This is a genomic window from Pseudomonas sp. HMSC066A08 (assembly GCF_001813025.1).
Taxonomy (GTDB): domain Bacteria; phylum Pseudomonadota; class Gammaproteobacteria; order Pseudomonadales; family Pseudomonadaceae; genus Pseudomonas; species Pseudomonas aeruginosa.
This window is the reverse complement of sequence record NZ_KV811300.1, coordinates 14928-27508: the sequence shown is the minus strand read 5'-3', so window position 1 is coordinate 27508 and position 12581 is coordinate 14928. Positions and strand designations below refer to the sequence as shown.

The following is a 12581-nucleotide window of genomic DNA, read 5'->3' as shown; positions in this document are numbered from 1 at the left end:
GGCGCTGGCCGCCGGAAAACTCGTGGGGATAGCGTTCCAGGCAAGGCTCGTCGAGACCGACCTCGCGCAGCGCCTCCAGCACCCGCGCGCGGCGTTCGCCGGCATCGCCGATGCCATGGATACGCAGGCCTTCGCCGACGATCTGTTCCACGCTCAGGCGCGGGTTGAGGCTGCCGTAGGGGTCCTGGAACACCGCCTGGAACTGCCGGCGCAATGGCAACAGGCGCTTGCCGTGCAACCGGTCGAGGCGCTCGCCCTGGAACAGGATCTGCCCTTCGGCCGGCAACAGGCGCAGCAGCGCCTGGCCGAGGGAGGATTTGCCCGAACCGCTTTCGCCGACGATTCCCAGGGTGCTGCCACGGCGCAGCCGCAGGCTGACCTCGTGTACCGCGCGCAGTCCCGCGCGCCGGCGCAGCCAGCCGCCGTGCGCGGCGTAGTCGAGGCTCAGCGCGCGCACCTCCAGGCAGGTCTCGCGGCACGCCACCGGCTCCGCCAGCCCACCCGGCTCGGCCTCGATCAGCAGGCGCGTGTAGGGATGCCGGGGCGAGCGGAACAGCGGCTCGCAGGCGTTCTCCTCGACGATCCGGCCATCGCGCATCACGCAGACCCGATCGGCGACCCGGCGCACCAGGTTGAGGTCGTGGCTGATCAGCAGGATCGCCATGCCCAGCCGTCGCTGCAAGCTTTGCAGCAGCTCCAGGAGGCGTTTCTGCACGGTGACGTCGAGAGCCGTGGTCGGTTCGTCGGCGATCAGCAGTTGCGGTTCGCAGGCCAGCGCCATGGCCAGCATCACTCGCTGCCGCTGGCCGCCGGAGAGCTGGTGCGGATAGGCCTCGAGCAGGCGTCGCGGCCGCTCGAGGCCGGCCAGTTCGAGCAACTCCAGTACCCGCCCGCGCAGCGCGGCGCCACGCAGGCGGCGATGCAGGCGCAGGCCCTCGCCGACCTGGCGGCCGATGCGCTGCAACGGATTGAGCGAGGTCATCGGCTCCTGGAACACCATGCCGATGCGCTGCCCACGAATCGCCAGCAATGCCTGCGGCGACAGCGCGAGCAGTTCCTCGCCGTCCAGGCGCACGCTGCCGCCCAGGCGCGCCGCGCCCGGCAGCAGGCGCAGCAGGGCATGGGCGGTCTGCGACTTGCCGGAACCGGACTCGCCGACCAGGGCCAGGGTCTCGCCGGCGCGCAGGCTGAAGTCGATTCCCTTCACGACCTGCGTGTCGCCATAGGCGACGCTCAGGTTTTCCACTCGCAACAGTTCCCGGTTCATCTCATGTCCTCGGATCGAAGGCGTCGCGCACCGCTTCGCCGATGAACACCAGCAGGCTGAGCAAGGTCGCCAGGACCACGAACACGGTCAGCCCGAGCCAGGGCGCCTGGAGGTTGTCGCGGCCTTGCCCGACCAGTTCGCCAAGGCTCGGCGAGCCGGGTGGCAGGCCGAAACCGAGGAAGTCCAGGGCGGTCAGGGTGGTTACCGCGCCACAGAGCAGGAACGGCAGGAAGGTCAGGGTCGCGACCATGGCGTTGGGCAGGATGTGCCGGAACATCACCCCGGCGTCGCCGAGGCCGAGGGTCCGCGCCGCCTTGACGTACTCCAGGTGACGACCGCGAAGGAACTCGGCGCGAACCACGTCGACCAGGCTGGTCCAGGAGAACAGCAGCATGATCGCCAGCAGCCAGCCGACCCCGGGCTGCACCAGGCTGGCGAGGATGATCAGCAGGTAAAGCATCGGCAGCCCCGACCAGACCTCGATGAAGCGCTGGCCGAACAGGTCGATCCAGCCGCCGTAGTAGCCCTGCACCGCGCCGGCGCAGATTCCCAGCAACGACGAGGCCAGGGTCAGGCCGAGGGCGAAGAGAATCGACAGGCGCAAGCCGTAGATCACCCGCGCGAGCACATCGCGGCCCTGGTCGTCGGTACCCAGCCAGTTCTCCGCCGAGGGCGGCGCCGGCGCCGGGCGCGCGTAGTTGATGCTGCGGGCGTCGAAGCGGATCGGCGGCCACAGCGCCCAGCCGTCGCGGGCGATGCGTTCGCTCATGAAGCGGCCGCGGTAGTCCGGCGGGAACGGCAGCTCGCCGCCGAAGGCGGTTTCCGGATAGTCCCGCAGCACCGGCAGGAACCACTGGCCACGGTATTCCAGCAGCAGCGGGCGGTCGTTGGCGATCAGCTCGGCGAACAGGCAGGCGACGAACAGCGCGAGGAACAGCCGCAGCGCCAGGCGCCCGCGGCGGTTGGCACGGAACGCGGCGAGGCGGCGGCGGTGCAGCGGGGAAAGGACGATGGCCATCTCACTGTTTCCTCGCGGCGAAGTCGATGCGCGGGTCGACCAGGCTGTAGGCCAGATCGCCGGCCAGCTTCACCAGCAACCCGAGCAGGGTGAAGATGAACAGGCTGCCGAACACCACCGGGTAGTCGCGGCCGAGCGCCGCTTCGTAGCCCATCAGGCCGAGGCCGTCGAGGGAGAACAGCACCTCGATCAGCAGCGACCCGGTGAAGAACACCGAGACCAGCGCCGCCGGCAGCCCGGCCACCACCAACAGCATGGCGTTGCGGAACACATGGCCGTAGAGCACCCGGCGCTCGCTGAGCCCCTTGGCGCGAGCGGTGGCGACGTACTGCCTGGATATCTCGTCGAGGAAGCTGTTCTTGGTCAGCAGGGTCAGGCTGGCGAAACCGCCGACCACCAGCGAACCCACCGGCAGCGCCAGGTGCCAGAGGTAATCGGCGAAGCGCGCCAGCGGGCCGAGGCGCTCGGCGCCCTCGGAAGCCAGGCCGCGCAGGGGGAACCAGTCCAGGTAGCTGCCGCCGGCGAACAGCACGATCAGGACGATGGCGAAGAGGAAGCCGGGCACCGCGTAGCCGACCACCACCAGCGCGCTGCTCCACAGGTCGAAGGCGCTGCCGTGGCGCACCGCCTTGGCCACCCCCAGGGGAATCGACACCAGGTAGGTGATCAGCGTCGCCCACAAGCCCAGGGACAGCGAGACCGGCAGCTTCTCGGCGATCAGGTCGACGACCCGCGCGTCGCGGTAGAAGCTCTCGCCGAAATCCAGCCGGGCGTAGCTCGACAGCATCAGCCAGAGCCGTTGCAGCGGCGGCTTGTCGAAGCCGTACTGGCGCTCCAGGGCGGCCACCAGCTGCGGATCGATGCCGGTCTCGCCGTGGCGCTGCGGTTCCAGAGCGCCATGCCCGCCCTCCCCGCCACGCCCCAGCGGGCCACCGCCGTCGACGCCCTGCAGGCGCGCGATGGCCTGTTCCACCGGCCCGCCGGGTGCGGCCTGGACGATGGCGAAGTTGATCAGCAGGATGCCCAGCAGGGTCGGCAGGATCAGCGCCAGGCGGCGCAACAGGTAGCCGCCCATGTCACTGCGCCTCCCGGCTCGGCACGGCCCGCTCGCGGACTTCCCACCAGGTGTTCAGCCCCAGGCTGTAGCGCGGCGCCTGCGGCGGTCGGCCGAAGCGATTCCAGCTGGCGATCCAGACCTCGTCGGCATACCAGGTCGGGATCAGGTAGTAGCCCCATTGCAGCACCCGGTCGAGGGCGCGCACGGCGGTTTCCAGGGCGGCCCGCGAGTCGGCCTCGACCACCGCCTGCACCAGCCGGTCGATGGCCGGGTCCTTCAGGCCGATGCGGTTGTAGCCGCCGGGATCGGCGTAGCTGGAGGAATGCCAGAAGCTGTACTGCTCGTTGCCCGGCGAATTGGACTGGGAGAAGCTCGAAACGATCATGTCGTAGTCCCGCGCACGTATGCGCTCGATGTATTGCGAAGCGTCCACCTGGCGCAGGCGCATATCGATGCCGATCCGCGCCAGGTTGCGCTGGAACGGCAGCAGCGCGCGCTCCAGGCCCTTGCCCTGGAGCAGGAGGTCGAAGCGCAGCGGCCGTCCGGCGGTATCCAGCAGGCGCCCGTCGCTGGCATGCCAGCCGGCCTCGCCGAGCAGGCGGTAGGCCTGCACCAGGCGCTCATGGATATCGCCGCTGCCGTCGTTCACCGGCGGAGCGTAGGCCTGGCCGAAGACCTCCTCGGGGATCTGCCCGCGCAGTGGCTCCAGCAAGGCCAGTTCGTCGGCGCCGGGAAGGCCGCGAGCGGCCATCTCCGAGTTGTCGAAATAGCTGCGCAGGCGCTTGTAGCGACCGCCGAAGAGCTGTCGGTTGGTCCATTCGAAGTCGAACAGCAGGCTCAGCGCCTGGCGTACCCGACGGTCTTCGAACAGCGGCCGGCGCAGGTTGAACACCAGGCCCTGGAGGCTGGCCGGGTACGGGTAGGGAAAGCTCTCCTGGCGCAACCGGCCATCGCGCAGGGCCGGCGAGTCGTAGCCGCTGCTCCAGGCCTTGACGCTGGTCTCGACATTGATGTCGGCCTGCCCGGCCTTGAACGCCTGCAAGGCCACGCCGCTGTCGCGGTAGTAGTCGAAACGGATCCGCTCGAAGTTGTACAGGCCACGCCCGACCGGCAGGTCGCGAGCCCACCAGTCGGGGTTGCGCCGGTAGCTCACCGAACGCCCCGCCTCGGCCTTCTCCAGCCGGTACGGGCCGCTGCCCAGCGGCGGCTGCATGCCGCTGCGGTTGAAGTCGCGCCCCTGCCACCAATGCCTGGGCAGCACGTAGAGCTGGGCCAGTACCAGCGGCAGTTCGCGGTTGCCGGCATGACGGAAGTCGAAGCGGATACGCAGGCGATCCTCCACCACCGGCTCGCGGACCTCCTTGTAGTAGGCGCGCCAGAACGGGCTGCCCTGCTCGACCAGGCTGTCGAAGGAAAACTTCACGTCCTCGGCGGTGACCGCCACGCCGTCGCTGAAGCGCGCCCGCGGATCGATATGGAAACGCACCCAGCTGTTGTCCGGGGCTTTCTCGATGTAGCGCGCCAGGTAGCCGTATTCGGTGAACGGCTCGTCCAGCGACTGGAAGCCGAGGGTTTCGTAGATCAGCGCGGCCTGGGTCATGCTGATCGGCGTGCCGCGGTTGGCGAAGGGGTTCAGCGTGTCGAAGCTGCCGCTTTCCATCCGCCGCAGGCTGCCGCCCTTGGGCGCCTGCGGGTCGACGAAGTCGAAGTGCTGGAAACCCGGCGGGTATTTCGCCGGCTCGTCGTAGAGCGTGATGGCATGGCGCGGCTCGCTGCGGGCCAGGCTGGCGAGCAGGCAGCAGGCGAAGACAAGGATGCGTCCGGGCATGGCTCAACCACCGAAGTGATAGCTGAAGTCCAGCCACCATTGGCGGCCCATGGCGTCGTAGTTGCCGGTGGGATAGTACGGCCAGCCATCGGAGTCGTCCTCCTTGATCTGGTCGAGCAGGTTGTTCACCGTCAGGCCGACGCTGGCGCGGTCGTTGAGCCGGTAGCGGGCGCTGGCGTTGAACACCGTCCACGGGCTCAGGCGCCCGCTGCCGGCGGCGTTGGTAACGCTGCCGTAGCGCACCGCGAAGAGCGTCGAGGTGAACTGTGCGTAGTCCCAGGTCAGGCTGGCGTTGAGTTTGCTGCGCCAGTCGTGGGAGTCGAGGCTGTCGCGCTGGTTTTCGCTGGGGTAGTCGTCGGACTGCTTGTAGTCGTGGGACAACACCAGGGTGTAGCCGAGGGTCGAGGAGAACGCGCCGTAGTCACCGGCGCCCCAGCGGATGTTGCTGCGCAGGTCGATGCCGCTGGTGCGCTCCTTGGCCGCGTTGATGGCATTGACGTAGACCTTGTTCAGGCGATTCGGATCGACGCTGGCGTCGCCGGCGTTGCGCTCGACCCGCGCCAGGGTGTCGCGGCACTGCGCCGAGTCCGGATCGAGCCCGCCGCTGCGGCAGGCCGCCTCGTCGCGCAGCAGTTTGTCCGGATCGAGGGTGGTCAGCAGGTCATCGATCTGGATGTGGTAGTAGTCGGCGGAAAAGTCGAACCTGCTCGACGGCGACCAGACGAAGCCGTAGCTCCAGTAGCGCCCGCGCTCGGACTTCAGGTCGGGCGTGCCGCTCTGCACGTAGTCGACCCGGCCGTTCTTGCAGGCGCCGTCGACGCCTTTCTCGCAACCGTAGTAGTCCTTCTGCGCCGGGTAGTAGCCGTTGGCGTCGGCCTGGTAGATGTAGTTCAGGTCCGGCGCGCGGAAGCTGGTGCCGTAGCTGCCGCGTAGCAGCAGGCTGGTCAGCGGGCGCCACTCCAGCCCCAGGTTGTAGGTGCTCTGCTCCTCGGTGCGACCGCTGAACCTGTACTGATCCCAGCGGCCGGCGGCGGACGCCAGCAGCGTGTCGTGCAGCGGGATGCTGAATTCGCCGCCGGCGGCGTAACGGTCGCGCGAGCCGCCGGAGCTGCTGGCCTTGGAGACGTTGTAGAGAGAGCCGTCGTTGTATTGCGAGTCGGGGCGGATCCTGTAGCCCTGCTTGCCCACCTCCAGCACGCCGGCGAAGGCCACCGGGCCGGCCGGAAGGTCGAACAGCTCGCCGTTGCCGGTGAAGCTGTAGGTCTGCGAGTAGGACTCGCTGTGCTGGGTCACGTTGCGCCGCAGGCTGCGCCACTCTTCCTCGCTCAGCGGACGTCCGAGGCGCGCCGGATCGGGATCGTAGACCGGGTAGCCGTCGCGTTCGCCGAGCTTGCGGCCCAGGTACAGGTCGAGGATCCCGGCCGCCGGGGTGTAGCGGGTAGTGCGGTCGCTGCGGTACTCGGAGCGGGTCGCGGCCAGTTCGTATTCCCAGGAGGTATTGGCGATGCGGTCGCTGTAGCCGAGGGTGCCGGTCCAGGACACCTCGCGCCACTTGCTGTTGTTGCTGCTCTTGCCGCCGATCTCCTCGGGCGAGAACAGCCGGTACCAGCGCTCCAGGTCGCCGCTGGAGGCATTGATGAAGTCCGGCGAGGTGAAGGACGGCCCGCGGGTATTGTTCTGCAGGTGGTCGAAGCCGAACAGCAGGTCGGCGAACAGCTTGCCGCTGTCGCTCAGGTGCCAGGTGCCACCGGCGTAGCCGTCGTAGTTTTCCTTCTTGGTCTGCAGGGTCCAGTAGTTGTTGTAGTACTGGTCGGTCATGCAGCGATAGCCACCCCTGGCGCCCGGCACCGGCGCCACGTTGCCGCCGAACAGGCCGCCGAGGCCGGCGCAGGAGGCGTCGCCGAGGTAGCGTCCGCTCTGCGGGTTCAGCCGGTAGCCGACGTTGTTGCCGTCCGGGTAGCTGTCCATGAAACCGCGCTGGTTGGCCCAGACCGGCTGGCGCTGCTCGACCTGCAGGCCGAACAGGCCTTCGAAGTCGCCCGTCGCGCCGCCGCCGACCAGTTGCAGGCGCTGGTTGTCGCCGCCGCCGCGCTCGGTGGTGCCGGCGCGCAGGTTGACGTCGACGCCATCGAATTTCTTCTTCAGGACGATATTGACCACCCCGGCGATGGCATCCGAGCCATAGATCGCCGAGGCGCCGCCGCTGAGGATCTCGATGCGGTCGATCATGACCGCCGGGATGTTCGCCAGGTTGGTGAAGTTCACCGAGCCGCCATAGGCGGTCGGGTAGTCGGCGACGCGCCGGCCGTTGATCAGCACCAGCGTGTGGTTGGGGCCGAGATCGCGCAGGTTGAGGGCGTTGGCCGCCGGTTGCCAGGTATTGCCGTAATCCTCGCCCTGGGTCATGCCGGTGTTCTGGGTCTGCGTCTGCAAGGCCTCGAAGACGTTGCGGTAGCCACGGCTCGCGATTTCCTCGCTGCTGATCACCGTGACCGGCGAAGGCCCTTCCTGCTGGGCGCGGGGAATCCGCGAGCCGGTCACCACCACGCGCTCCAGGGTCTGCTCCGCTTTCGCCGCCAGCGGCTGCGCCTCCGCCGCCGGTACGGCCGCGCGCAGCGGCGCGGCGGAAATCACCGCACCGCGCTCGGAACGGCGGAACTGCAGGCCGCTACCGCGCAGGGCCTGTTCCAGGGCCTGGTCGACACTGAGCGGACCGCGCACCGCCGGCGCCTGCCGGCCGCGCACCAACGCCTGCTCGAAGGAGATCAGCAAGCCGCTCTGCCGCGAGATGCCCAGCAGCACCTGGTCCAGCGGGCCGGCGGCGACATCGAAGGTGAGCGCCTTGGCGGCGGGCGCGGGCGTCTCCGCACGTGCCTCCGGCGGCGCGGCGTAGGCCGCCGCGAGCAGCGCGGCCAGGGCCAGGCTGGAAGGCAGGCGTGTGGATGGAGCATGGTGCGGCATCGTTCGGTTCCCCCCGAAAACATGGTTTCCAGGGGATGAGCGATGAGCGCGGGAGATTTGCAGGTCCGGCTTGGAACGCTTTGTTCTGAGCTTATAAGCGCGGGCGAATAGGCGTATCGGCGGATAACGCCTCCGGCGTTATTCGCCCTACCCGACAATCTTCCCAGCTCCGCTACCGGCCTTGCCCCGCATAGAGCGAATAGCCGCTTGCGGCTATTCGCCGGTTCAGGCACGGCGTATCGGCGGATAACGCCCCTGGCGTTATTCGCCCTACCCGAAAATCTTCCCAGCTCCGCTACCGGCCTTGCCCCGCATAGGGCGAATGGCCGCTCTCGGGTCAGTACGTCAGCGCTCCGCACCAGTGCGCGCTCTTCAGTTCCTCGTAGAGCGCGCCGATCTTCAGCGAGCACTGCCGCGACGGCGGGTAGATCAGCGACACCGGGCACAGCGGCGGTTCGAACGGCTGGAGGATACGTACCAGTCGACGACGGCGGATCGCCTCCTCGGCCATGAAGCCCATCACCTGGACGATGCCCTGGCCGACCAGCGCCGCGTCGACCAGCGCGTCGGCCACGTCCAGCACCAGGTCGCCGCGCACCGCCAGGCTCAGCGGCTGGCCGTCGCGCTGGAACTGCCATTCCAGCAGCTTGCCGGTATGCAGGTCGCGCACCGTCGGGCAGTTGTGCCCGGCGAGTTGCTCCAGGCGCTCCGGCGTGCCGTGGCTGCGCAGGTATTCCGGCGACGCCACCGTGACCCAACGCAAGGCCGCCAATGGCCGGGCGATCAGGCGCACGTCGCCGACCCGGCCGAGACGCACGGCGGCGTCGAAGCCTTCCTCGGTGAGGTCGACCAGACGATCGGTCATCGCCGCCTCGATCTGCAATTGCGGGTAGCGCCGCGTCAGTTCGCGCAGTACCGGCATGATCACGATCCGCCCGAGCGCCTGCGGGGTGGTGATCTTCAGCGGACCGCTCGGTGCGCACTGGCGGTCCACCAGCAACTTCTCGACTTCCTCCAGCTCCGCCAGCAAGGGTGCGCAGCGCTCGTAGAACAGCTGGCCGTCCGGGGTCAGGCTGACGCTGCGGGTGGTGCGGTGCAGCAGACGAACGCCAAGTCCGGCTTCCAGCCGGCCGATGGCGCGCGACAGGCCGGACTGGGTCAGACCGAGAGAAACGGCGGCCTGGGTGAAGCTACGGGTCTCGGCCACGCGGGCGAGCAACTTGACGGCATTCAGGTCCATGGCGGGCTCATCGATGATTATTTTCATCAGTGAAAGGACGAAGAGGCTATTTATCACGATTCCAGCATGAGAAACACTGGCCGCGCCCAACCCAGACCAGGAGTCCCGCCGTGACGGACCGTGCCGCCCCTTCCAACTGGATGCTCGCCCTGCTCGCCTGCGCGCAACTGATCATCGCCCTCGACGCCACCATCGTGTTCGTCGCTCTGCCGGAAATCAGCCGGGCGCTGGATTTTTCGGCGCAACGCCTGCAATGGGTGGTGAGCGCCTATACGGTGGCCTTCGGCGGCTTCCTCCTGCTCGGCGGGCGCGCCACCGACCTGCTCGGCCGGCGCCGCATGTACGTCCTCGGGCAAAGCCTGTACGCCCTCGCCTCCCTCGCGGGCGGCCTGGCCCAGAGCGAGTTGCCGTTGATCCTCGCCCGCGCCGCGCAGGGCCTGGGTGGCGCACTGCTGTTCCCGGCAACCCTGGCGCTGATCGGCAATCACTTCGCCGAGGGCCCGGCGCGCAATCGCGCCCTGGCGATCTGGAGCATCGCCTCGGCGTTCGGCCTGGCCCTCGGCTCGGCGCTCGGCGGCGCGCTCACCGAGCTGTTCGGCTGGGCCTCGATCTTCCTGGTCAACGTGCCGCTGGCCGGCGCCGCGGCGCTGCTCGCCCTGCGCCTGATCCCGGCCGACGCCCGGCGCCAGCGCGGTCGGCGCTTCGACCTGGCCGGCGCGCTGACGGTCACCGCCGGCGCCACCCTGCTGGTCTTCGCCCTGGTCCAGGGCCCCGAGTCGGGCTGGGATGCGCCCTCGGTACGTTTCGGACTTTACCTTTCCGTCCCGCTGCTACTGGCGTTCCTCGCCATCGAACACTACAGCCGCGACCCGCTGATGCCGCTGCGCCTGCTGGGCAACCGCAACCTGCAGGTGGCGATGCTGCTGACCGCGATCTTCATGAGCAGCTACGGCGTGCAGTACTACTTCCTGGCCATCTACTTCCAGTCGGTGTACGGCTACAGCGTGTTGCAGACCGGCCTGGCGTTCCTCCCGGCGACGCTGCTCTGCACCCTCGGCATCCGCGTCGCCGAGCGCCTGCTGGCCCGCCACGGGGCACGCGCGACGCTGGTCGCCGGCCTGCTGCTGGGCGCACTCGGGCTCGGCCTGCTGGCGGCGTGCCTGCCGCTGGGGCGCGGCTTCCTGACGCTGCTGCCGGCCATCGTGATCCTCAGCGTCGGCCAGGGCATGACCTGGACCGCCATGTGGGTCAGCGCCGCCAGCGGCGTCGACCCCGCCGAACAGGGCGTCGCCTCGGGGATGGCCTCGATGACCCAGCAGATCGGCGGCGCGCTCGGCCTGGCCCTGCTGGTGGCGCTGGCGAACGCCCAGGTACGCGGCGCCGACGCCGCCAGCCTGCTGGCCAGCCAGGCGCGCGGCATCGAATGGGTGACCGCGCTCAGCGCCCTGCTCGCCCTGTTCGGCGCCGCCCTGGCCCTGCGCCTGCGCCGCGAGGAGCCCGCGGCGTTGCAGCCGAGTCGCGGCTGATCCCGCTCAGGCGTCGCCCAACTCGGCGCCGAGTTCCAGCGCCAGGGCCTGGAAGGCCAGGCGCGCGGCACCGGGGTGGCTGCCCTGGCGCCAGAACAGCGCTACCTGACGGGCCGGCAGCGCCGGCCGCAGCGCCACGCAGCGCAACCCGGCCTGCTGGCGCGCCACCGCCTCCGGCAGGATGCTTGCCAGTCTTCCGCGGCGAACCACGTCGACGATGGCGCTGATCGAGTTCGCCTCCAACGCAACCCGCGCCGTCACTCCTTGCTGGCGCAGGTATGCGTCGATGTGCCGGCGCGTGGCGAAGTCGTCGCGCAACAACGCCAACGGCAACTCCGCCAGCGCTGCGGCGGCCAGCGGCGCGTCGGCCGCCGGGTGTTCCGCCCCCAGCACCAGGCCCAGGCGCTCCAGGTAGAGCGGCTGGCTGTCGATCTCCACCGAACCCGGTTCGCTGAAGGCCACGCCAAGGTCCAGGCGATCGTCGATCAGCGCCGCCTCCAGGGCGTCCTGGGGCAACTCCTCGAGGCTCAACTCGATGCCCGGATAGCGCTGATTGAACGGATCCACCAGGGCGCCCACCAGATAGCAGGTGAAGGTCGGCGTCATGCCCAGGCGCAGGCGGCCGCGACTGAGGTCGCGCACCTCGTGGATCGCCCGTTGCGCCGCTTCCAGCTCGCGCAAGGCACGCCGCGCATGAAGCAGGTACAGCTCGCCGGCATCGGTGGGACGTACGCTCCTACCGGAGCGGTCGAGCAATTGCACGCGCAGTTGTTCTTCCAGTTGCCGCACCTGCTGCGACAGGGTTGGCTGCGAAACGTGCAGCGCCTCGGCGGCGCGGGTGAAGTTGCGATGCTCGGCGACAGCGAGCAGGTAGCGCAGGTGGCGAAGCAGCATGGAAACATCCAACTATAGGCCAGACCAATGACTGGAATAATAAACCGGTCTTGGACCCTATGACTCAATCCGCGCATCCTGGCCCCACCATTCGACGGCCAGGAGCCCAGCGCCATGCGTGACATCATCGACGGCTTTCTCCGCTTCCAGCGCGACGCCTACCCGGCGCGCTCGCAACTGTTCAAGTCCCTGGCCACCCGGCAAGCCCCCAAGGCGCTGTTCATCGCCTGCTCGGACAGCCGGGTGGTCCCCGAACTGCTGACCCAGCGCGAGCCCGGCGAACTCTTCGTGATCCGTAATGCCGGCAACATCGTCCCCGGCTACGGGCCGCAGCCCGGCGGGGTCAGCGCCTCGGTGGAATACGCGGTGGCGGTGCTCGGGGTCGGCGACATCGTGGTCTGCGGCCACTCGGACTGCGGCGCGATGGGCGCCATCGCTTCCTGCGCCTGTCTCGACCACCTGCCGGCGGTGGCCGGCTGGTTGCACCACGCCGAGGCCGCACGGGCGATGAACAGCGCTCACGAACACGCCTCCGAGGCGGCGCGGCTGGACGCCCTGGTGCGGCACAACGTGATCGCCCAACTGGCCAACCTGCGCACCCACCCCTGCGTCGCCCGCGCCCTGGAGCAGGGTCGGCTGAACCTGCACGGCTGGGTCTACGACATCGAAAGCGGCCGCATCGACGCCCTCGACGGCGCCAGCCGGCGCTTCGTCTCCCTCGCCGAGCATCCCGAAGTGCACGCGGTAGGCGGCGAACCCGGGCAGGCGGTCGCCTGAATCCCTTCCCTCA

At 69.1% G+C, this 12581-nt stretch carries 9 protein-coding genes; 2 read left to right on the top strand and 7 right to left on the bottom strand.

Annotated elements, in window-relative coordinates:
* From HMPREF2886_RS15990 to HMPREF2886_RS15965, 6 genes are all read right to left on the bottom strand, one after another.
* Positions 1 to 1267 (bottom strand): ATP-binding cassette domain-containing protein (locus HMPREF2886_RS15990; protein ID WP_070747815.1); only part of this gene is annotated, 1267 nt, incomplete at its 3' end.
* A gap of 1 nt (position 1268) precedes the next feature.
* A complete protein-coding gene (locus tag HMPREF2886_RS15985) occupies positions 1269 to 2285 on the bottom strand; it encodes an ABC transporter permease (RefSeq protein WP_073648466.1) in 1017 nt (338 codons plus the stop codon).
* A gap of 1 nt (position 2286) precedes the next feature.
* Complete coding sequence (locus HMPREF2886_RS15980) at positions 2287 to 3360, bottom strand: microcin C ABC transporter permease YejB (protein ID WP_003139663.1); 1074 nt, start codon at positions 3358 to 3360, stop codon at positions 2287 to 2289.
* Between the two features lies 1 nt (position 3361).
* Positions 3362 to 5170: an extracellular solute-binding protein gene (locus HMPREF2886_RS15975; protein WP_033970810.1), complete on the bottom strand. Its 1809-nt coding sequence runs from the start codon at positions 5168 to 5170 to the stop codon at positions 3362 to 3364.
* A gap of 3 nt (positions 5171 to 5173) precedes the next feature.
* Entirely contained in the window at positions 5174 to 8131 is a 2958-nt protein-coding gene (locus HMPREF2886_RS15970; RefSeq protein WP_058173626.1) for a TonB-dependent receptor, read from the bottom strand.
* A 337-nt stretch (positions 8132 to 8468) separates the two neighbouring features.
* A complete protein-coding gene (locus HMPREF2886_RS15965; RefSeq protein ID WP_033972490.1) occupies positions 8469 to 9371 on the bottom strand; it encodes a LysR family transcriptional regulator in 903 nt (300 codons plus the stop codon).
* A 140-nt stretch (positions 9372 to 9511) separates the two neighbouring features.
* Between HMPREF2886_RS15965 and HMPREF2886_RS15960 the strand changes: the two genes are divergently transcribed.
* Positions 9512 to 10897, top strand: a complete 1386-nt coding sequence (locus HMPREF2886_RS15960) for an MFS transporter (RefSeq protein WP_058173660.1) — start codon at positions 9512 to 9514, stop codon at positions 10895 to 10897.
* Positions 10898 to 10903: 6 nt separating this feature from the next.
* Here the strand turns inward: HMPREF2886_RS15960 and cynR are convergent, their stop codons facing one another.
* The gene (gene cynR / locus HMPREF2886_RS15955) at positions 10904 to 11791 is read right to left on the bottom strand and encodes a transcriptional regulator CynR (RefSeq protein WP_033972487.1); all 888 of its coding nucleotides are present in this window, start codon (positions 11789 to 11791) and stop codon (positions 10904 to 10906) included.
* 114 nt (positions 11792 to 11905) lie between these two features.
* Here cynR and cynT point away from each other — a divergent pair, with 114 nt between their 5' ends.
* Positions 11906 to 12568 (top strand): carbonic anhydrase CynT, encoded by a 663-nt coding sequence (gene cynT, locus HMPREF2886_RS15950; RefSeq protein ID WP_033972485.1) that lies wholly within the window; start codon positions 11906 to 11908, stop codon positions 12566 to 12568.
* Positions 12569 to 12581 lie beyond the last annotated feature (13 nt).